The sequence below is a fragment of the Amycolatopsis acidicola genome, assembly GCF_007713735.2.
GTDB lineage: Bacteria > Actinomycetota > Actinomycetes > Mycobacteriales > Pseudonocardiaceae > Amycolatopsis_E > Amycolatopsis_E acidicola.
On sequence record NZ_VMNW02000033.1, the window covers coordinates 1 to 18439 of the forward strand.

Below are 18439 nucleotides of genomic sequence, written 5' to 3' on the forward strand. Positions count from 1 at the left end.
ACCCTCAACCCGAACAGCAAGACGTCAAAACCCCAGCCTCCCCGGTCACCACATAAACCTCCCAGGGCTCCTGCCCGGGACCATGCACCCAGACCTTGTCCTGCACGGCATAGCAACAAGCAACCCCCTCCTCGCGCGCAGTGTCCAGCCCCTCCCCGGCCAACTTCTCCGCCGCGGCCGACACCTCGGCAGCGGAACCCACCTCCACCCCAAGGTGGTCCAGCACGGTCGACTGCCCGGCCTCCCCCTCCAGCAACACCAGCTTCAACGCAGGATCCTCGAGCGCGAAATTCGCGTACCCGGGCCGCACCTTCGCCGGCTCGGCCCCGAAAAGCCGCCGGTAGAAGTCGATCGACCCGGCCAGATCCCCGACCCGCAGAGCGAGCTGCACGCGCGACATCAGCCACCTCCATATCTAGAAACCTATCTAAACAGCAGCTTGCGCCTCTGGATAGATGACTGTCAAGATAGACAGATGCCGAAACAACTGCCGATCACCGCGACCGGCGCGTGCTGCTCACCCCTGGCCCGGGAACCGCTGTCCGCCGATCAGGCCGTGGAGCTGTCCCAGTTGTTCAAGGCGATGTCCGATCCGGTGCGGCTCCGGCTGCTCTCGCTGATCGCCTCCCACGCCGGCGGCGAAGCGTGCGTGTGCGACCTGACCGACGCGTTCGACCTCACCGGCCCGACGATCTCCCACCACCTCAAGGTCCTCCGCGAGTCCGGCCTGATCACCGGCGAACGCCGGGGCACCTGGATCTACTACCGCGTGCACCCGGAGGTCCTGGCCCGCCTGTCGGCCGTACTGGTCCCCGGCAATACGGGCGTCCTGGCGTGACCACCACCGGAACCACGCCGGCACGGGTCGTCGCGCGACTGTCCACACTGGACCGTTTCCTGCCGCTGTGGATCGCCGCCGCGATGGTGCTCGGACTGCTCGCCGGGCGGGCGATTCCCGGCCTGGCGGGCGGGCTGGGCGCGGTGAGCGTGGCCGGGGTTTCGCTGCCGATCGCGCTCGGGCTGCTGGTGATGATGTACCCGGTGCTGGCGAAGGTCCGCTACGACCGTCTCGGCACCGTGACCAGGGACAGGCGGCTGCTGTGGCCTTCGCTGGTGCTGAACTGGGTCGTCGGCCCGGCACTGATGTTCGCGCTCGCGTGGCTGCTGCTGCCGGACCTGCCCGAGTACCGGACCGGGCTGATCATCGTGGGACTGGCCCGCTGCATCGCGATGGTGATCATCTGGAACGACCTGGCGTGCGGCGACCGCGAGGCGGCCGCGGTGCTGGTCGCGCTCAACTCGGTGTTCCAGGTCCTCGCGTTCGGCCTGCTCGGCTGGTTCTACCTCGCCGTCCTGCCCGGCTGGCTCGGCCTGGAGACGAGCACGCTGACCGTGCCGGGATGGCAGATCGCGAAAAGTGTCCTGATCTTCCTGGGCATCCCGCTCGCCGCCGGCTACCTCACTCGCCGCGCCGGCGAGCGGGCGCGGGGCCGCGCCTGGTACGAAACCTCGTTCCTGCCCCGGATCGGGCCGCTGGCGCTCTACGGGCTGCTGTTCACCATCGTGATCCTCTTTGCGCTGCAAGGGAATCAGATCACCGGCCACCCGCTCGAGGTCGCCAGGATCGCGCTGCCATTGCTGGTCTACTTCGCCGTGATGTGGGCGGGGTCGTACGCGCTGGGCCGCGCGCTCGGGCTGGGCTACGAACGCACCACGACGCTGGCGTTCACCGCCGCGGGCAACAACTTCGAGCTCGCCATCGCGGTCGCGATCGCCACTTTCGGCGCCACCAGCGGCCAGGCGCTCGCCGGGGTCGTCGGCCCGCTGATCGAAGTGCCGGTGCTCGTCGCGCTGGTCCACGTCTCGCTGGCGCTGCGCCGCCGGTCCCCGGAGGTCCCCCGATGACCACACCCGAAGTGCTGTTCGTCTGCGTGCACAACGCGGGCCGTTCCCAGATGGCCGCCGCGCTGCTCGATCACCACGCCCAGGGCCGGGTGACCGTCCGCTCGGCCGGGTCCGCGCCCGCCGCGGAGATCAACCCGGCCGTCGCCGAGGTCATGGCCGAGCTGGGTCTCGAAGTGGCCGGGGAGTTCCCCAAGCCCCTGACCACCGGTGCCGTCGAAGCCGCGGACGTCGTGATCACGATGGGCTGCGGCGACGCCTGCCCCGTGTTCCCGGGAAAGCGCTATCTGGACTGGCAGCTCGACGATCCGGCCGGACTGCCCGCCGCCAGGATCCGCCCGATCCGCGACGAGATCGACCGGCGCGTGCGCGCGCTGCTCGCCGAACTGGTCCGCGACGCCTGACCCGGGTCCCTTCCCCCCGCGACACTTCATCGTCTATCGTCGATGAACGATGGAGCTGATCGACCGGGCGACCGCGGAGACCTACGCCGGCTGGTTCCGCGCCCTCGCCGACCCCACCCGCGTGCAGATCCTGAACCTGCTCGCCGCCGCGGGCCGTCCGATGACCGTCGGGGAGATCGTCGAGGACGTCCCCATCGGGCAGTCCACGGTCTCCGCGCACCTGAAAGTGCTGACCGCGGCCCGTTTCGTGCTCGCCGAGCCACGAGGCACCGCACGGCTGTATCGCGTCAACCAGCGTTGCGTGTCCTGCTTCCCCACCGCGGCCGACGTCGTCATGGGACGCGCCGCGATGCCGTTCACGGAGGTCAGATGCCGGTGACGGACCCCGGCCACCACGCCGTCGACGGCCTGCCCGACGAGATACTCGCCGGTGCGGTCGCCATCACCGAACTGCGCCCGGAGCACGCGGAGGAAGTGCTCGCCATCTACCAGGCCGGGCTCGACACCGGTGACGCCAGCTTCGAAACCACCGCCCCCGGCTGGGCTGCCTGGGATCGCGCGCATCTGCCCGGGCACCGGTTCGTCGCCGTCGACGGGGGCGGCCGGGTCCTCGGCTGGACGGCGGTGGCGCCCGTTTCGGGCCGCTGCGTCTACGCCGGGGTGGTCGAGCACAGCGTCTACGTGCGCGCGGGGCTGCGCGGCCAGGGTGTCGGCACCGCGTTACTGGCCGCGCTCGTCGAATCCACTGAGCGTGCCGGGATCTGGACCATCCAAAGTGGACTCTTCGCCGAGAACGCCGCCAGCCGGGCGCTCCACCGCCGCGCGGGGTTCCGGGAGCTCGGCGTGCGCGAACGCATCGGCAGGCACCGCGGACGCTGGCGCGACGTGATCATGATCGAACGGCGCAGCGGCCGGGCCGGAACCGGCTGACGGCCCGCCGGGTGCCCGGCGGGCCGTCAGCCCGGTGTCACAGCTCGTTCCCCCAGTAGTACCGGGCGGTCATCTCCACCAGCTGCAGCTTCGCATGCTCCTGGTCTTCGGTCAGCGCGCCGGTGAAACCGCCGTTGGTGGACAGCGCGATGTCGTCGATGGGCACGATCTCGGCAGCCTTGTCCACGAGGTCCAGCAGCTCGTCCACCGATTCCGGCGCCGGGTCGGTGACGTCCACGATCCCCAGCGAGATCACCAGCCCGGCGGGCAGCAGCTCCAACGGGAACCCAGCGTTCAGGAACTCCACGCAGACCTTGCCGAAGGGCTGGCGCTCCAGGAAGGTCCGGACCGCTTCAGTGTCGTAGCCCTGGCTGAAGTCGGCCGCCGCCGAGGTGGTGATGTCCAGGCACACCCGGAAATCCTCCGGCACCTCCAGTCCGGCAAGGACGGCCGAGTCCGCCGCCAGCATCTCGTCGAGCAGGCTCGCCGGGTCCAGCCCCAGCTCCCGCGCCCGCGCGGCACCCGCCACCGACAGCAGGAAGCTGTATACCGGGTTGTGTAGCTGGATATACACGATCCCTTCGCCCGCCAGCGCCGCGATCTCGTCCCGGACGATCCCGGCCAGCGCCTCCCCCGCCGCGCGATCACCGCCGTCGACCGCCAGGACCCAGCCGGGCGCGGGCAGCGACAGCATCAGCGGGTGGCCGGTCACGCCGGACAGGAACCGGGCTTCGTCCTCCGCCAGGCGGTTTTTCCGCACCGGGACCGTCTTGAGTGGACGGACCTCGGCCGCCAGCCGCGGCCCCAGCAGCGAAGCGACGGCGCCGCCGTCCTCGGCCGGGCCGAAGCCCTCGACGTTGTCGTACACGACGGAAAGCGCGTGGCGGCGCCGGAACTGCCCGTCGCCGACCGCTTGCACGCCGACCCGCCGCTGCATCCGCACCGCGTTCTCGATCGCGGCGTCCTCCGCCGCGCGCAGGTCCGGCGAGGCCGGCGCGTGCACGGCCCTGGCCTCGGCCAGCTCCGCGGGCGGCGCGAGCGTCACGTGGTGGTCGATGTGGTACTTGAAATCGTCAGCCACGGCCGTTGGCCTCCTGCTTCGCTCCGGCCCACGCGGGGAAGTCCGTGGCGAACCCGGCGGCGGCGATGACCGACTCGCACACCGCCTGGTCCTCCTCCGGGCTCCCGCCGGAAACCCCGACCCCGCCGAGGATCTCGCCGTCCCGCTTCAACGTGTAGCCGCCCAGGGTGGCGACGATCGGCTGGTGCCCCATCCGCGCCACCTGGCTGAAGAACACCGGGTCGCTGCTCGACCAGTTCTTCAGCATCGCGGTCGGCCGCTGCATCACCGCCGCCGAGTACGCCTTCGCCAGCGCGATACTCGGGGTCATCGGGCGGGCGCCGTTCATCCGCTCGAGCGCCACCAGATAACCGCCGTAGTCGACCACCGCGATCGACAGCGCCTTGCCCAGGGCCAGCGCCTGGGCGCGCGCGTCCGCGATCAGCTGCTGGGCCTCTTCCAACGTGGGACCACTCATCCGTACACCCTTCCCAGAAAACGTTCCAGCGCCGCGTTGAACAACTCCGGGGCCTCCCAGTACATCGAGTGCGGGGCCCCCTCCACCAGCTCCAGCACCGAGCCGGTGACCTCCTTCGCCGCCGCGCGCACGGTTTCGGCGCTGAGCACGGCGTCCTTCTCGCCGGCGAGGAAACAGACCGGTATACCCGACCCGCTGACCTCGGCGGCCGTGGGCCCGTCCGCGTTGAGGTTGCGCAGATCCGCCATCTTCGCCGTGTTGAACGTGCCCATCTGGCGGAACAGGAACGTCAGGTCCGGGCGCGCGGCCCGGAACTCCGGCGACAGCAACCTGTCCAGCACCGGCAGCTGTTCCGCCTTCGCCCGGTCCGCTTTCACGCGCGCGGCCAGCTCCTCGTCGGCGATCCCGCCGAGCGAGTGCGCCAGCACGACACCGGCCGCGCGATCCGGCTCGCGCAGCGCCGCGCGCAACGCCGCCGCCGCGCCGATCGACTGGCCGACCAGCACCGCACGGTCCACATCGGACTCCCGCAGCACGGCGAGGATGTCGTCGGGGAACGCGCGGCTGTCGAACTCGTCCATCCCGGAATCCGATCGCCCGAACCCGCGCAGGTCCAGCGTCAGCACCGTGTACCGGGCCGCCAGCACCGGAACCTGCTGCCACCAGGCCGCGTGATGCCCGCCCGAACCGTGCACGAACGCGACGGCCGGGCCACTGCCGTGGCTTTCGTAGTAGACCCGGGTACCGTCCTCGGAAGTGGCGTAGGGCATCAGTTCTCCGTCCCGCTCTGGGCCCGCGCCGGCACGGGGCCGCTCAGCGGCGGGCGCCGGTGGTGGTAGACCAGCTCGATCATGGTGTGGTCGGGGTCGTGGATGTAGCAGAACTTCGACTGGTTCTCCGGCCGTTCGATCGGGCGGGTGTGCCGGATGCCGAGTTCCTTCAGATGGGCCAGGAACCCGTCCCAGTCCTCGACTTCGACCGCGAAGTGGTAGGGCGCCATCCGGTCCATCTCCTCCACCGGGGTGAAGTGGAGGTCGAAGTTCCCGCGCGTCATCAGCACGACGCGGGTGTTGCTCTTGGGCGTGATCGCCTTCATCCCGAACACCTCGGCGTACCACTTCTTGGTCCGCTCGGGATCCGTGGTCGGGAAGTTCACGTGGTGGATGTAGGCGGGGCGGTTGCTCATCGGTCCTCCTCCAGGACGATCGGGTTGCGCAGCGTCCCGATGCCGGTGATGGACACGGCGAGGGTGGTGCCCGGGACCATTTCCACGGTCGCGTCGGTGCCCATCCACAGCACGTCACCGGGACGCAGGGTGATGTAGCGGGAGATCTCGCGGATGTAGTCGTAGGGGTCGAAGATCATCGCGCCGGTGTCGAACCCGGCCACCTCCGTGCCGTCGACGGCCACGGTGGTCCGCGCGGTCAGCGGGTCGGTTCCGGTTTCGATCCACGGCCCCATCGGTTTGAACGTGTCGCTGTTCTTGGCGCGCCAGAAGGTCCGGTCGCCGTGCTGCCATTCGCGGGCGCTGACGTCGTTGCCGATGGTCCAGCCGAACACCGCGGCCGCGGCCTCGTCACGGGAGCAGCGCCGCACGCTCCGCCCGATCACCGCGACCAGTTCGGCCTCCGACTCGAACCGGCCCGTGCAGTCGGCGGGTTTGACCACGGCCTCGCCGTGGCCGATCAGCGCGCCCTGTGCCCGGTAACCGACCTCCGGCCGTTCGGGCAGGACCGCCTTCGACGACTCCCGCACGTGCGCGGTGTAGTTGAACCCGACGGCGAAGAACGTCGGCGGCAGCACCGGCGGCAGGAGGCGGGCGTCGTCCAGCGCCACCCGCTCCCCGGTCCGCCGGTACTCGCCGAACGGCGTGCCGTCGACGAGTTCGATCTTGTCCTCGGTGACGAGCCCGAACGGCTCGCGGCCACCGTGGGCGATCCGGCACCAGCGCATCAGAGCACCAGCTTGTGCGAGACGCGTTTGGTCACCAGGTACCCGTCGAGGCTCTCCGAACCGCCCTCGCGCCCGTACCCGCTTTCCTTCCAGCCGCCGGAAGGAGCCTGCGGCACCGAGCCGCCGGTGTGGTTGATCGACAGGATGCCGGCCTCGAACCCGCGCACCAGCGCGTCGGCGTGGTCGGCGCGGTGCGTGAACCCGTAGGCCGCGAGCCCGTACGGCAGCGCGTTCGCCCGCTCGATCACCTCGTCCAGCTCCTCGAAAGGCAGGATCGGCGCCAGCGGCCCGAACGGTTCCTCGCTGAGCAGGTCCGCCTCCGGTGGCACCTCGGCCAGCACCGTGGGCCGGTAGAAGAATCCAGGGCCGTCCACAAAGGACCCTCCGGTGAGGACTTTCGCGCCGCGGTCACGGGCATCGGTGACCAGCCGGTGCACGGCGTCCCGGCGGCGGGCGCTGATCAGCGGGCCCATCCCGGTGCCGGGTTCGAGCCCGTTGCCGACCTTGACCGCCTCGGCGGCCTCGACGAACGCGGACGTGAACTCATCGGCGATGCTGCCGTGCACGAAGAACCGGCTCGGCGAGGTGCACACCTGCCCGGTGTTGGCGAACTTCCCGCGCGCGCACGCCCGCGCCGCCGCCACCGGGTCGACGTCCGGGCAGACGATCACCGGGGCGTGCCCGCCCAGTTCCATCAGCGAAGGCTTCATCACGCGCGCCGCGAGCCCGGCCAGATGCTTGCCGACCGGCACGGATCCGGTGAACGCGACGAACCGGATCACCGGCGACGGGATCAGGTGCCCGGAGATCTCGGCGGGCACCCCGAACACGAGGTTCAGCACCCCGGCGGGCACCCCGGCGTCGGCGAGGCACTCGGTCAGCAGGCAGGCCGAACCCGGCGTCTCTTCGGACGCCTTGATCACGATCGAGCACCCGGCGGCGAGCGCGGGCGCGATCTTGCGCATCGGGCCGCCCGCCGGGAAGTTCCACGGGATGAACGCCGCGACCGGGCCCACCGGCGCCTTCACCACGCTCAGCGTCTCGCCGGGACCGGCCGGGATGATCCGGCCGTAGGCGCGGCGGGCCTCCTCGACGTGCCAGTCGAGCATGTCCGCCGCACGGTTGGCCTCGCCGGTGGATTCCCGCAGCGGTTTGCCCTGTTCGGCCGTCATCACGCGGCCGATTTCGGGGGCTCGTTCCCGGATCTTCTCCGCGGCCAGGTGCAGGATCTTGCCGCGCTCCTGCACGGAAGTGTCGCGCCAGAGCCGGAAACCGCGCTCCGCGGCGCCCAGCGCGCGGTCGAGGTCCTCGCGCCCGGCGAGCGGCACGGCGGCGATCACCTCGCCGGTCGCGGGGTCGAGCACGTCCTCGGTCCGGCCCGAGGTGCCCTGCGTCCAGGCGCCGTCGATGTACAGCCCGAGCCGCGGATAGGCCACGCCCGGCGCCGTGCCGGACGGTCGCGTCGTCGTTTCGGTCATGCTTGCTCACCGTCCCGGTTCGATTGCAGGGTCCACAGGTGGTGCGGCGGGGTCGTCTCGTGCACCCGGGTTTCGTAGGAGTCGTCGACGCGGTCCATGTCGGCGGCGTACTCGACCCGGCCGCCGCAGGGCGCGTGCAGGAAGCGGAACACGTTGGAGCCCACCGTGTGCCGCCCGAGTTTGCGGGCCTCCCGCCAGCCCGCGGCGATCATGTGGTTCGCGCCCACGACCACGTCGTCGAACGACGCGACCTCGTAGGCGGTGTGATTGGTGCCGGCCCGGTCCGGGCGGTGACACAGCAGCATCGTGTGCTGGTCGTCGTCCCCGGGCGCCTGCAGGAAGGTGCCCATCGGCAGCACCTGGTCGGTGATCCGGAAACCCAGCCGCCGCACGTAGAACTCCACGGCTTCTTCGCGGCCCTCCTTCGGGATGTTCCACGCGACGTGGCAGATCCGCAGCGGGCGCACCCGGCCCGGCGGGTCGAGCGGCGCGTTCCAGCGCCGCACCGCGCCGAGTGAGTTGGCTGGCGGGACGTGCTGCTCCGGCACGACGGGCGCGGCCACCGCGATGCCGAGGCCGAACCCGGTCTCGTCCACCGTGTGCAGTACGCCGTGCCCGTCGACGCGGACCTCCCGGTCACGGGACAGGTCCTCGTGCAGCCGGTCGAGATCGCGTTGTTCCCTTACGCCCCAGACTATTTCGCGGAGGGCAGGGCCGGGCTCCACCGGCGCGGGCAGCGCCGGGTCGTCCATCGGGCGCAGCTCGACGAGCTGGCCGGTCCGGGTGGCCAAAGTGGACGGTGTGACCAGCGTGAGCCCGAAGTCGCCGAAGAACCGGGCGCTCTCGGGGACGTCGTCCACGCCGTACACGGCGCGTTCGATGCGCAGAACTGTCACTGGGAATTCGCTCCCTGCGTCGAGGATGGGGTGGTGCCGTCGGTGAGGGGATGGCGGCGGAACCAGACGGTGATGTAGTCCAGGAACAGCCGGACCTTGCGCATGGTGTGCGAGCCCGGCGAATGCACCGCGTAAAGCGAGCGGGCCGGGCCGTCGTAGGCGGGCAGCACGCGTTCGAGGTCGCCGTTGTCGAGGTCCGCCATCACGGTCCGCTTCGGCATCAGCGCGAGCCCGCGCCCGCGCACGGCCGCCTTGCGCAGCGTCAGGTAGCTGTTCGAGGAGTACACAGTGGACAGGATCTTCAGCCGGGTCTCCTCGCCGTCGCGGCGCAGATGCCACACCGGGTCGTTGATGTGCACCAGGCAGTCGTGTTCCGCGATCGCCGCCGGGTCGGCGAGCGCGTCCGCCTCCTTGAGGTAGGACGGGGCCGCGCACAGCACGAAGTCGATGTCGGCGATCTTGCGCACCAGCAGGGTGGAGTCGCGCAGGTCGCGGGTGTGGAAGGCGATGTCGTAGCCCTTGTCCAGGAAGTCGAAGGTGCGGTCGGACATGCCGCCGACCTCGAATCGGACGTGGATCTTGGGGTGGTCCACCGCGAAGTCGGCGATGGCCTCACCGAGGTCGAGGTTCCCGATCCACTTCGGGCAGATCACCGCCAGCGGGCCCTCGGCCTTGTCGAAGACGCCGCGCAGCGCTTCGTCCTCGTGGTCGATCTCCTCGATGATCCGCCGCGAGAAGTCGTAATAGCGGCGGCCGACCGAGCTCAGCGTCACCGCCCTCGCGGTCCGGTTGACCAAGCGCACGCCCAACTGCTTCTCCAGTTCCGCGATGTGACGGGAGACCAGCGATCCCGAGATCCCGAGCCCGCGCGCCGCCCGGCTGAAACTGCCGTGCTCCCCGACGGCGACGAAACTCCGCATGACCGTGATCCGGTCCACCGGCACTCACCACTTTCCCTTCAAGCGCGCAGACGGCGTTTGCCGCCTGAATAGATGGCCTGCACGATGTCGTCCGCGCTCGGATGGTCGAGCGGGTCCGGCTGGGCGGCGCCGTCGCGGAAGATCACGACCCGGTCGCACAGCAGGGAAAGCTCGTTTTCGTCCGAACTGGACACCAGCACGGCGCACCCGGCGTCCGCCGCGGCGCGCACCGCGGCCACGATGGCGTGCCGGGCGCCGACGTCGACGGCCTGGGTCGGCTCGTGCAGCACGAGCAGGTCCGGGTTCGTCGCGAGCCACTTGGCCAGCAGCACTTTCTGCTGGTTGCCGCCGCTGAGCTTCCCGGCCGGCAGGTCCCCGGCGGGCGGCCGCACGTCGAGCCGTTCGATCCACTGCCCCACCAGCGCCCGCTCCGCCCGGCGCCGGCGGGGCGCCATCGCGCCGCGGCGGCAGCTGCGGTCGGCCAGCAGCACGTTCTCCGCCACGGTCATCTCCAGCGCGAGGCCCTCCCGCTCCCGGCCTTCCGGGACCAGCGCGACCCCCGCCGCGATGGCCGCCGCGGCGTCCATCTTGGACAGTGCGAGTTCCTTGCCGCCCAGCCACATCCGCCCGGCCGTCGCCTTGCGGACGCCGCTGACGAGGTACGGCACCTCGTCGTGCCCGGAACCGGCGATCCCGGTGACGCCGACGATCTCGCCCGGCGCCACGGACACGTCGACGTCGCGGGCGACCTGCCCGGACAGGCCCTCGATCCGCACCGGCTGCCCGGTTTCCGCGGGGGCGGTGTGCTTTTCCCGGGCCAGCCCGAGCAGCTCGCGGCCGAGCAGGGTGCGCACGAGGTCCGCCTCGCTCAGCCCCTTCGTCGGCAGCCCGCACTCGACGCTGACCCCGTCCCGCAGCACCGTGACCCGGTCCGTGGCGTCGAGCACCTCCTCCAGCCGGTGCGTGATCAGCAGCACCGACGTGCCGGTGGCGACGACGCTGTCGAGCAGTTTGTAGAAGTGCTCCAGCGACTCCCGGGTCAGCGACCGCGTCGACTCGTCGAAGATGATCACGCCGGTGCCGTCCTGGGCGTCCTGCAGCGCGCGGGCGATCGCGACGGTCGCGCGGTCTTCCTCGTTCAGCGCACCGACTTTCACCTCCAGCGGCACGTCGAGGCCGAGGCGTTCGAGCGCCGCCCGCGCGGCGTCCCGCTCCTCGCGCCAGTGGATCCGGCGCGACATGCGGCGGGCGCGGAACCGGCCCAGCCGCAGGTTTTCCACCACCGTGCGGTCGTTGACGAGCCCGAGGCTCTGGTGCACCACCGTCAGCCCGCGGGCGCGGGCTTCCAGCGGGCGCACCGGCAACCGCAGCGGCGCGCCGTCGACGAACACCCGGCCGCCGGGGTCCGGCCCGTGGTACCCGGTCAGCACTTTCGCCAGCGTGGACTTGCCCGATCCGTTCTGGCCGACGAGCCCGTGGATTTCGCCGGGGACGACGTCCAGCTCCACCTCGCGCAGCGCGCGGTTGCTGCCGAAGGTCTTGGAGACCGCTTCGACCCGCAGCCGCGGCTCCCCGTCGCCGGGAAGCCGCGGCACACTGCCCGTCATCCCTGGCTCACCCCCCACAGGGCCTTGAACTTGTCCGGGAAGTCGGCCGGCCCGTGCCAGCTGCCGGTGCCCTCGGCCGCGGCGTCCGTGGACACCGTCGAGACGTTGTCCCGGGTGAACAGCCGCTGCGGGATCGTGTAGGTCGGCAGCTGCTTGCCGAGCATCAGCCGGAAGATCGCGTCCGCGCTCGCCCAGCCCTGGTACGGCGACGCCTGCGAAGCGTCGACGTAGAGGAAGTTCTTGCCGCTCAGCATTTGCAGCCCGCTGACCTGCGCCGCGGTGGACGCGCCCTTGATCGACGTCTGCTTGCCGGACTGCTGCACACCCTGCAGGGTCGGCTGCAGGTACTGGTCGAACTCCGAGACCACGTAGTTCACGCCGGGCGTGCGCAGGATCGCCGAGCTCGTGGAGGAGGCGATCAGCGAGTAGTTCGCCGACGAGATCTCGTTGACCGTCACCTTGCAGCCAGGGCATTTCGCGGAGAACTCCTGCTTCGCCTGGTCCACATAGGACTTCGTGGACGGCGAGTCGGTGCTCCCGTTGATCAGCACGTTCGCGGTGCCGCCGGAGTCCACGATGATCCAGTCCGCGACGGCCTTCAGCATGTCGCCGCCGGCGCCCTGGATGTAGCCGAGGGTGGCGTCCGCGGGGTGCGCGGAGTCCGGGATCTGGTCGGTGATCAGCACCGGGATCTTCTTCGCCCGTGCCGCGTCGAGCGCGTTCGCGGCCATCCCGTAGGGAATGGAGTCGGTGATGATCCCGCCCGCGTTCGCCCCGGTGGCCTGGGAAACGCACGCGGAGATCTGCGAGGGGTTCGAACCGCCGTTGCACACCTGGAGGTTCACCCCGGCGGCCTTCAGCGCGTCGGTCAGCGCCGTGGCGGTGACGGCGAACTGGGGCGCCTGCTGGGTGATCGGGATGTAGTAGACGGTCTTGCCCCGCAAGGAGGACACCCCGTCCACCTTGTCCGTCGGGACCGGATACGCGGGCAGCGCCTGCGACATCTGATCGACCGACTTCTTGAGGTCGGACAGCGCGGCGTTGTCGGCGGCGGGGGTGGCCGACGTGCCGGCCGGGCCGGTCGCGCCGCAGGCGGCCAGCGCCGTCACCGCCAGCCCCGCCGCCACGGCCGTTGCCGTGCGGCGCAGGGAAAAGCTCCGAGATTGATACATCGTCGAACCTTTCACGGAGGGAGTGCTTCGGTGGGGAGGCGCGGTCAGCCGGAACGGCCGCGCAGGAGGGTGGAGAGGGTGACGGCGATGACGAGCACCCCGCCGTAGAACACGTCGGCGACCCAGCCGGCCACGCCCATCAGCTGCAGGCCGAGGATGCCGGTCGCCAGGAAGTACACCGCGATGAGCGTGCCCAGCGGGTTGAACCGCCCCGGCTCGAGGATGGCCGTGCCGAGGAACGTCGCCGCGAACGTGGGCAGCAGGTAGCTCTGCGACACCGTCGGGTCGAACCCGCCGGTGGCCGCCGCGGCCAGCACTCCCCCGACCCCGGCGATCACGCCCGCGGAGAGGAAGGCCCCGAAGCGGATCCGGTTGACGCGGATCCCGGCGAGCCTGCTCACTTCGCGGTTCGCGCCGACGAAGCGCATGTTGCGCCCGAGCGGGGTGCACGCCAGCACGTAGGCGAGCCCGAGCATCAGCACCAGGCCCTCGTAGAAGCCGACCGGGAGGCCGCCGAGCTGGAACAGGGAGATCTGCGCGAAGTCCGAGTCGAGCCCGCTGACCGGGGTCAGGTTCGAGATCCACAGCGCGACGCCGAGCAGCAGCGTGCTCATGCCGAGGGTGACGACGATCGTGTTCACCCCGAGGTACACGGTGAGGACCCCGTTGACCGCGCCGGCCGCGGTGCCGACGAGGACGGCGGCGAGCGAGGCGAGCCACACGTTCCAGCCGTGCTGCACGGCCAGTACCGGCACCACGATCGCGCACAGGCCGAGCACCGAGGGCACCGAAAGGTCCACGAACTCGCCGACGCAGATCGTGCACAGCAGCGCGGCGGTCAGGAAGACCAGCGCCTGCTGGCTGCCGAAAATGGTCTGGACGGTGCCCGAGGTGAGGAACGTGTCCGGCTCGGTGACGCCGTAGATCACCACGAGCAGGGCCCACACGCCGATCACCGAGAACCGGGACCCGGTGCGGCCGAGGAAATGCTTCAGGTCCGGCCGCGACTGTCCTTTGTGGCCGGAGGCGTTGCCCGGCGCCGCGGAGGTGACTGTCATGGCGTTACCGATCCGACCGGAGGTAGGCGGATGCGGAAGCGCGGCCCGCGTCCCCGGAGCGACCTGTTTCCGCCGTGGCTGGAGCCGGATCGGTCACCGAACGGCCCAAGTCGTCCCCGGGGTGCAGCCGGGTGAAGCCCCGGATGTCGGGATAGGGCGGCTCGCGGCCCTCCTGCAGGTCCACCTGGAAGGTGTTGAGCAGCATCGCGAGCATGGAGAAGTTGCCGAGCGCGCCGATCAGGTCCACCAGGCCACGCTCGCCGAACTCCTTCAGGCCGGCGGCGAAGGTCTCGTCGCTGACGAAGTGGTTCTCCAGCACCTCGGTGGAGAAGCGGTGCAGGATCCGCTCGTCCTCGGCGCCGAACGCGGGATTTTCCTTGCGCGCCAGCCGTTCCAGCGCGGCGCGGTCCACGCCCGCGTCGACCGCCTTATCGATGTGCGCGTTCCACGAGTACTGCGCGTCGAAGTGGCGCGCGGCGATCAGCAGGCTCAGTTCCCGCAGCCGCAACGGCAATGCCGACTCGAACCGGCAGTAGGCGCCGAGCGCTTCGACGTGCTCGCACAGCTGCGGGCTGCGCAGCCAGACGAGGAACGGGCCGCGGGTACCGCCACGGCGGGCGGTGATGCGGGCGCTGAGCTCGGCCTGTTCGGGGCTGAGCTCGGAAAGCGGTCCCAGACGCATGTACACCTCCTGGTCACGACCGGCCGGGTTTCGCACGGCCGGGTGGTGTAACCATGATGAAAGCGCGAGGTCTTGTCTACGTTCCGCCGCGAATCTCCGGGCCGTTCCGGTGCAACATTAGGATTCGCGATCGAGCGGCAGTGCTTCCGGCGGGAAAGCCCTAGGCTCGGTGCGGCAACCGTCCCGCGAGCACCAGGAGAGCCGGAGTGACCATCATCAAGGCAGCGGCCGTGCCACGGCTCGACCGTGGCGGCAGCGTCGCCACGATCCCGCTCATCACCAGGCACAGCGCCACCGAGAACATCACGATCACTTCGGGTATTTCCACTTATCCGCCTGGTTGCGGGGCGCCGCTGCACACGCACAACTGCGTGGAGCAGGTCACGATACTGGACGGGGCCGGCGAATGCGTGATCGACGGCGAGGTCACGGCATTGGAAAAATACGACACCACGTATGTGGAAGCCGGTATTCCGCACCTTTTCCGCAACACCGGGGATACGCCGATGACAATTCTCTGGGTTTACGACTCGGGATATGTCACCCGGACGTTCATGGCCACCGGACGCACCGTGGAACACCTTTCGCCGGACGACCGGATGGTCGCCGACTGAGGCCGCGGGGGCGCGCGGTCGCGCGGGGGTCTCATGCGTGTTTCCGTTCCGCGTCGTCCACCGCGTCGGCCGCCGCCTCCACCCGCGCCAGCAGGCGTTGCAGCGCGGACAGCGCGCCGGTGAGTCTTTTCCGGTCCGTGGCGGGGATTTCGGCGAACGCCCGCGCCAGCACCTCGGCCCGGCCGCGCGTGAACGTCTCGCGCACGTAACGCCCGCGCGCCGTCGGCTCCAGCAGCACGGACCGCTTGTCCACCGGCGACGGCCGGCGCTCGACGAGGCCCGCCGCCGCCATTTCCCGCACCAGGTTGCTCACCGTGGGGCGGGCCAGGTGCAGCTCGCCGGCGAGCTGGGCCGGGGTCAGCGGGCCCGTCTCCACGAGGGTGCGCAGTACCGCGACCTGCGCCTCCGGCAGGGAGGGCAGCGCCTCGACCGCGCGCGTCGCCCGGATGAGCGCCCGGCGCAGGGCGGGCAGCAGCCGCAGGAGCCCGACAGCTGGGTCCGGCTCCGCCCCGGTGTCCTCGGTCATGCCCCTTGCCTCCTCGCGACGGGCGACGTGGCACGACACTATCATTTTGTGGCAAAACCAGTTAGTCCCGGAATCCGGCGGCCTCCCCGGACGTCGTCGCTGGTCGCGGGCTGCGCGCGACCCGGGACTGTCCGCGACGGCGTGCGGATCCCGAATCCTTAGGTTCACCCCGGGGGTGCCTCGGCTGCGGGATGATCGACGCTGTCGTTGCCCGTCCTTCTGTTCGGAGCCGCCATGTCCCACGTCGTGATCGCCTGCTACCGCGTCCGCGCCGGCGCCGAGGAGCAAGTGGCGGAGGCGCTGCGCGAGATGGTCGAGCCGACGCGGGCCGAGCCGGGGAACCGGCGTTACGAGGTCTTCCGCTCCCCCGAGGACCCGGCGGTGTTCGTCCTCGTCGAGGAATACGACGACTCCGCCGCCTTCGACGCCCACCTGGCATCAGACCACTTCGGACAGTGGCTACGCGGGAAAGTACTGCCAGCACTGGAAGACCGGCAGCGCTACGACTTAGCCCCACTCACCTGACGCCCACACACTCCGCGCGAGTTGGCCGTCCCCGTCCACGAGTTGGCCGCCCCCGTACGTGCGTTGGCCCCTCCCGTCCACGAGTTGGCCGCCCCCGTCCACGAGTTGGCGGCTCCCGTCGCCGTATTGGCCATCCGCGCACGGGGTCTCCCGCCCGCAAACCCACGCACCGGCACCACGGGCAAACCCACGCACCGGAGCGGCCAACACGCCGACCCGGGCGGCAAACTCACGCACGGGGGTGGCAAACACGGCGGGGCCCCGCGCGAAGTCGTCCATAGTGGACTGGTCGCGCGGGGCCTGGGTCGCCGGGACGTTACTTCCCGCTCGCCTCGGAGATCTTCGGCACCAGCTGTCCCAGGGCCCATTCGAGGCTCACCGACGAAGGGAAAGCGATCGCCTGGGCCAGCGCGGGTTCCAGCGGCAAATACGCGCCGCGCTCGACTACCGGCAGGTTGTTAAAGCCGGTGTTGGACGTGGCCACCTTGAGCGAGCTCGGCGAACCGGTCGCGAACAGCACGTTCGCGTCCAGCTGGGCCACGTTCTCCCAGCTCACGAGCGTGCGGCCGGGGATCGACGACGTCGGCATCGACTGGACCTGCGAGCTCAGCGTCATCCCGAGCTGGTCGAGGAACCGCGCCGACACGTCCTGCGTCGAGTTGACCGCGTACACGCCGCTGGCCTGCGGCGTGACCAGGAAGTTGTACGTCTTCCCTGCCAGCTCGGGGTGCGCGGTCTTCGCCGCCGCGATGTCGGCGTTCGTCTTCGTGATGATCTGCTCGGCCTGGTCGCTCTTGCCCAGCGCCTTCGCGATGTTCCGGGTCGAGGTCTCCCACGAATCGCTGTTGGGCGCGTCGGTGTAGGTCACGACCGGGGCGATCTGCGACAGCTGCTGATAGCTCTCGCCCAGGTTGTAGTCCTTCGTGGCGACGATCAGGTCCGGCTTCAGCGCGGCCACCTGGTCGATCGGGTCGCTGCTGGAGGTGTCGAACAGCGTGGGCGTGTTCGAGCCCAGCGCCGGCTTCGTCCACGGCTCGATGCCGCCGTCGGCGGTGGCCACCTTCGCCATCCCGACCGGCGTCACGCCCAGGGACAGCGCGATGTCCGCGGACGTCCAGTCCATCGCCACCACGCGCTTCGGCTCGGCCGGGATGGTGGCGGTGCCGAGCTTGCCCTGCACGCTCACCGGGAACCCGGCCGACGCGGGTTGCGCGGTGCTGCTCTCGTCCAGGGAACTGTTGGTACACGCGGAAAGCGTCGCCACCAGCAGCCCGGCCAGCCCGGCCGTGACGATCTTGGTCAGTTTCACGGTCTACTCACTCTCGCTCCTGCTCACACTCGCCGGTGCCCGGCGAAGTCCGGAATCCGGGGTCACGCCACCCCCGCGGCCAGCCCCTCCTGCCAGCCGCGGATCGTCGGCACCCCCGCCAGCTGCACGAAGTTCACGTCCACGCCGAGCGCGCGCCACTGCTCGACCAGGTGGATGATCCGGATCGAGTCGAGCCCGTGCTCGCGCAGATCGTCATCGTCGGCCACCTCGTCTTCGGTCTCCAGGATCGCGAGCACGTCGGCGCGCAACCGCTCGGGCGTGAGCCCGCCCGACAGCTGCCCGAGCACGGTCGCGGTTTCGGTGACCGAGCCACACCTCCTTGCCGCGTAACGCAAAGCGAGCCGGTGCTCCTCCTCGGAGAAGTCCGCGACCGCGTCCGCGACGAGGAACGGCTGCACGTCCTGCATGAACGCGTCGCACGCGGTCAGCAGCACGCCGATGTGCGCGTAGACCCCGGTCACCAGCAGCTGGTCGCGGCCCCAGCCGTGCAGCCGCTCGCGCAGGTCGGTGCGCTGGAAAGCGCTGTAGCGCCACTTCGTCAGCACCACGTCGTCCGGCTGCGGGGCGAGGTCTTCGATCACGTCCTCGTGCTCGGGGATCGCCTTCAGCCCCGGGCCCCACAGCTCGGTCAGCAGCCGCCGGTCGGCAGGCTGCTGGTCGCCGGGCTGGGCGGAGAAGATCACCGGGATGCCCAGCCCCCGCGCCCGCGAGATGAGCCGCGCGATGTTGGGCACGACGGTCGCGAGCGGTTCGGCGTCGGCCTGGTAGGCGGCGAGGAAATACCGCTGCATGTCGTGCACCAGCAGCACGGCCCGGTCCGGCTCGGGCCGCCAGCGCACGGTGCTCGCCGGCAGCTCCGCCCCCGTCGGCACGGGATAGGGCGCGATGGTGGGCAATGACATGG

At 70.5% G+C, this 18439-nt stretch carries 23 protein-coding genes; 7 read left to right on the plus strand and 16 right to left on the minus strand.

Translation table 11 applies throughout. The features are described from left to right. Positions 1-4: 4 nt before the first annotated feature. Positions 5-400: an ArsI/CadI family heavy metal resistance metalloenzyme gene (locus FPZ12_RS21805; protein WP_150980442.1), complete on the minus strand. Its 396-nt coding sequence runs from the start codon at positions 398-400 to the stop codon at positions 5-7. Positions 401-475: 75 nt separating this feature from the next. Between FPZ12_RS21805 and FPZ12_RS21810 the strand changes: the two genes are divergently transcribed. From FPZ12_RS21810 to FPZ12_RS21830, 5 genes are read left to right on the plus strand one after another with little or no spacing between them, the layout of a single operon-like run. Then, positions 476-838, plus strand: a complete 363-nt coding sequence (locus tag FPZ12_RS21810) for an ArsR/SmtB family transcription factor (protein WP_144750925.1) — start codon at positions 476-478, stop codon at positions 836-838. Then, positions 835-1905, plus strand: coding sequence for an ACR3 family arsenite efflux transporter (arsB, locus tag FPZ12_RS21815; RefSeq protein ID WP_144750927.1), 1071 nt, complete (start codon positions 835-837; stop codon positions 1903-1905). The genes FPZ12_RS21810 and arsB overlap by 4 nt, the downstream gene beginning before the upstream one ends. Beyond that, a complete protein-coding gene (locus FPZ12_RS21820; RefSeq protein ID WP_144750930.1) occupies positions 1902-2306 on the plus strand; it encodes an arsenate reductase ArsC in 405 nt (134 codons plus the stop codon). The genes arsB and FPZ12_RS21820 overlap by 4 nt, the downstream gene beginning before the upstream one ends. A gap of 49 nt (positions 2307-2355) precedes the next feature. After that, entirely contained in the window at positions 2356-2685 is a 330-nt protein-coding gene (locus tag FPZ12_RS21825) for an ArsR/SmtB family transcription factor (RefSeq protein ID WP_243769961.1), read from the plus strand. Further along, a complete protein-coding gene (locus FPZ12_RS21830) occupies positions 2676-3236 on the plus strand; it encodes a GNAT family N-acetyltransferase (protein WP_144750932.1) in 561 nt (186 codons plus the stop codon). Before FPZ12_RS21825 ends, FPZ12_RS21830 begins: the two co-directional genes overlap by 10 nt. Positions 3237-3273: 37 nt before the next feature. Here FPZ12_RS21830 and FPZ12_RS21835 read toward each other — a convergent pair whose 3' ends face one another. From FPZ12_RS21835 to FPZ12_RS21890, 12 genes are read right to left on the minus strand one after another with little or no spacing between them, the layout of a single operon-like run. Beyond that, entirely contained in the window at positions 3274-4317 is a 1044-nt protein-coding gene (locus tag FPZ12_RS21835; protein ID WP_144750934.1) for a uroporphyrinogen decarboxylase/cobalamine-independent methonine synthase family protein, read from the minus strand. Next, a complete protein-coding gene (locus tag FPZ12_RS21840; protein WP_144750936.1) occupies positions 4310-4774 on the minus strand; it encodes a GlcG/HbpS family heme-binding protein in 465 nt (154 codons plus the stop codon). The genes FPZ12_RS21835 and FPZ12_RS21840 overlap by 8 nt, the downstream gene beginning before the upstream one ends. Next, complete coding sequence (locus FPZ12_RS21845; protein WP_144750938.1) at positions 4771-5544, minus strand: alpha/beta fold hydrolase; 774 nt, start codon at positions 5542-5544, stop codon at positions 4771-4773. Before FPZ12_RS21845 ends, FPZ12_RS21840 begins: the two co-directional genes overlap by 4 nt. After that, positions 5544-5960, minus strand: coding sequence for a VOC family protein (locus tag FPZ12_RS21850; protein WP_144750940.1), 417 nt, complete (start codon positions 5958-5960; stop codon positions 5544-5546). The genes FPZ12_RS21845 and FPZ12_RS21850 overlap by 1 nt, the downstream gene beginning before the upstream one ends. Then, positions 5957-6727 (minus strand): fumarylacetoacetate hydrolase family protein, encoded by a 771-nt coding sequence (locus FPZ12_RS21855; protein WP_144750942.1) that lies wholly within the window; start codon positions 6725-6727, stop codon positions 5957-5959. The genes FPZ12_RS21850 and FPZ12_RS21855 overlap by 4 nt, the downstream gene beginning before the upstream one ends. Continuing rightward, the gene (locus tag FPZ12_RS21860) at positions 6727-8205 is read right to left on the minus strand and encodes an NAD-dependent succinate-semialdehyde dehydrogenase (RefSeq protein WP_144750945.1); all 1479 of its coding nucleotides are present in this window, start codon (positions 8203-8205) and stop codon (positions 6727-6729) included. The genes FPZ12_RS21855 and FPZ12_RS21860 overlap by 1 nt, the downstream gene beginning before the upstream one ends. Next, positions 8202-9101, minus strand: a complete 900-nt coding sequence (locus FPZ12_RS21865; protein ID WP_144750947.1) for a VOC family protein — start codon at positions 9099-9101, stop codon at positions 8202-8204. The genes FPZ12_RS21860 and FPZ12_RS21865 overlap by 4 nt, the downstream gene beginning before the upstream one ends. Next, entirely contained in the window at positions 9098-10039 is a 942-nt protein-coding gene (locus FPZ12_RS21870; RefSeq protein ID WP_144750950.1) for a LysR family transcriptional regulator, read from the minus strand. Before FPZ12_RS21870 ends, FPZ12_RS21865 begins: the two co-directional genes overlap by 4 nt. Positions 10040-10059: 20 nt before the next feature. Next, complete coding sequence (locus tag FPZ12_RS21875; protein ID WP_144750952.1) at positions 10060-11628, minus strand: sugar ABC transporter ATP-binding protein; 1569 nt, start codon at positions 11626-11628, stop codon at positions 10060-10062. Next, on the minus strand, positions 11625-12800 hold the full coding sequence (locus FPZ12_RS21880) for a sugar ABC transporter substrate-binding protein (protein WP_144750954.1): 1176 nt from the start codon (positions 12798-12800) through the stop codon (positions 11625-11627). Before FPZ12_RS21880 ends, FPZ12_RS21875 begins: the two co-directional genes overlap by 4 nt. Before the next feature lie 44 nt (positions 12801-12844). Further along, the gene (locus FPZ12_RS21885) at positions 12845-13858 is read right to left on the minus strand and encodes an ABC transporter permease (protein ID WP_144750956.1); all 1014 of its coding nucleotides are present in this window, start codon (positions 13856-13858) and stop codon (positions 12845-12847) included. 4 nt (positions 13859-13862) lie between these two features. Continuing rightward, the gene (locus FPZ12_RS21890; RefSeq protein WP_208025947.1) at positions 13863-14540 is read right to left on the minus strand and encodes a carboxymuconolactone decarboxylase family protein; all 678 of its coding nucleotides are present in this window, start codon (positions 14538-14540) and stop codon (positions 13863-13865) included. A gap of 206 nt (positions 14541-14746) precedes the next feature. Here FPZ12_RS21890 and FPZ12_RS21895 point away from each other — a divergent pair, with 206 nt between their 5' ends. Then, positions 14747-15154, plus strand: a complete 408-nt coding sequence (locus FPZ12_RS21895) for a cupin domain-containing protein (protein WP_144750958.1) — start codon at positions 14747-14749, stop codon at positions 15152-15154. 31 nt (positions 15155-15185) lie between these two features. Here FPZ12_RS21895 and FPZ12_RS21900 read toward each other — a convergent pair whose 3' ends face one another. Further along, positions 15186-15680, minus strand: coding sequence for a MarR family winged helix-turn-helix transcriptional regulator (locus FPZ12_RS21900; protein WP_144750960.1), 495 nt, complete (start codon positions 15678-15680; stop codon positions 15186-15188). Between the two features lie 234 nt (positions 15681-15914). On the opposite strand from FPZ12_RS21900, the gene FPZ12_RS21905 reads away from it, so the two are divergent. Next, on the plus strand, positions 15915-16205 hold the full coding sequence (locus tag FPZ12_RS21905) for a putative quinol monooxygenase (protein ID WP_144750962.1): 291 nt from the start codon (positions 15915-15917) through the stop codon (positions 16203-16205). A gap of 316 nt (positions 16206-16521) precedes the next feature. On the opposite strand, the gene FPZ12_RS21910 is transcribed toward FPZ12_RS21905, so the two are convergent. Both FPZ12_RS21910 and FPZ12_RS21915 read right to left on the minus strand, forming a co-directional pair. Continuing rightward, positions 16522-17514: an iron-siderophore ABC transporter substrate-binding protein gene (locus FPZ12_RS21910; protein WP_144750964.1), complete on the minus strand. Its 993-nt coding sequence runs from the start codon at positions 17512-17514 to the stop codon at positions 16522-16524. A gap of 62 nt (positions 17515-17576) precedes the next feature. Continuing rightward, positions 17577-18437 carry an isochorismatase family protein gene (locus FPZ12_RS21915; protein WP_144750966.1) on the minus strand — a complete coding sequence of 287 codons (861 nt, stop codon included), beginning with the start codon at positions 18435-18437 and terminating at the stop codon, positions 17577-17579. Positions 18438-18439 lie beyond the last annotated feature (2 nt).

Bases quoted from the DNA above. Each gene is read 5' to 3' on its own strand.
- FPZ12_RS21850 (WP_144750940.1), bottom strand. From the start codon at position 5,960: ATGAGCAACCGCCCCGCCTACATCCACCACGTGAACTTCCCGACCACG.
- FPZ12_RS21885 (WP_144750956.1), bottom strand. From the start codon at position 13,858: ATGACAGTCACCTCCGCGGCGCCGGGCAACGCCTCCGGCCACAAAGGA.
- FPZ12_RS21855 (WP_144750942.1), bottom strand. From the start codon at position 6,727: ATGCGCTGGTGCCGGATCGCCCACGGTGGCCGCGAGCCGTTCGGGCTC.
- FPZ12_RS21860 (WP_144750945.1), bottom strand. From the start codon at position 8,205: ATGACCGAAACGACGACGCGACCGTCCGGCACGGCGCCGGGCGTGGCC.
- FPZ12_RS21810 (WP_144750925.1), top strand. From the start codon at position 476: ATGCCGAAACAACTGCCGATCACCGCGACCGGCGCGTGCTGCTCACCC.
- FPZ12_RS21840 (WP_144750936.1), bottom strand. From the start codon at position 4,774: ATGAGTGGTCCCACGTTGGAAGAGGCCCAGCAGCTGATCGCGGACGCG.
- FPZ12_RS21890 (WP_208025947.1), bottom strand. From the start codon at position 14,540: ATGCGTCTGGGACCGCTTTCCGAGCTCAGCCCCGAACAGGCCGAGCTC.
- FPZ12_RS21880 (WP_144750954.1), bottom strand. From the start codon at position 12,800: ATGTATCAATCTCGGAGCTTTTCCCTGCGCCGCACGGCAACGGCCGTG.
- FPZ12_RS21900 (WP_144750960.1), bottom strand. From the start codon at position 15,680: ATGACCGAGGACACCGGGGCGGAGCCGGACCCAGCTGTCGGGCTCCTG.
- FPZ12_RS21845 (WP_144750938.1), bottom strand. From the start codon at position 5,544: ATGCCCTACGCCACTTCCGAGGACGGTACCCGGGTCTACTACGAAAGC.
- FPZ12_RS21905 (WP_144750962.1), top strand. From the start codon at position 15,915: ATGTCCCACGTCGTGATCGCCTGCTACCGCGTCCGCGCCGGCGCCGAG.
- FPZ12_RS21915 (WP_144750966.1), bottom strand. From the start codon at position 18,437: ATGTCATTGCCCACCATCGCGCCCTATCCCGTGCCGACGGGGGCGGAG.
- FPZ12_RS21820 (WP_144750930.1), top strand. From the start codon at position 1,902: ATGACCACACCCGAAGTGCTGTTCGTCTGCGTGCACAACGCGGGCCGT.
- FPZ12_RS21825 (WP_243769961.1), top strand. From the start codon at position 2,356: ATGGAGCTGATCGACCGGGCGACCGCGGAGACCTACGCCGGCTGGTTC.
- FPZ12_RS21805 (WP_150980442.1), bottom strand. From the start codon at position 400: ATGTCGCGCGTGCAGCTCGCTCTGCGGGTCGGGGATCTGGCCGGGTCG.
- FPZ12_RS21875 (WP_144750952.1), bottom strand. From the start codon at position 11,628: ATGACGGGCAGTGTGCCGCGGCTTCCCGGCGACGGGGAGCCGCGGCTG.
- FPZ12_RS21830 (WP_144750932.1), top strand. From the start codon at position 2,676: ATGCCGGTGACGGACCCCGGCCACCACGCCGTCGACGGCCTGCCCGAC.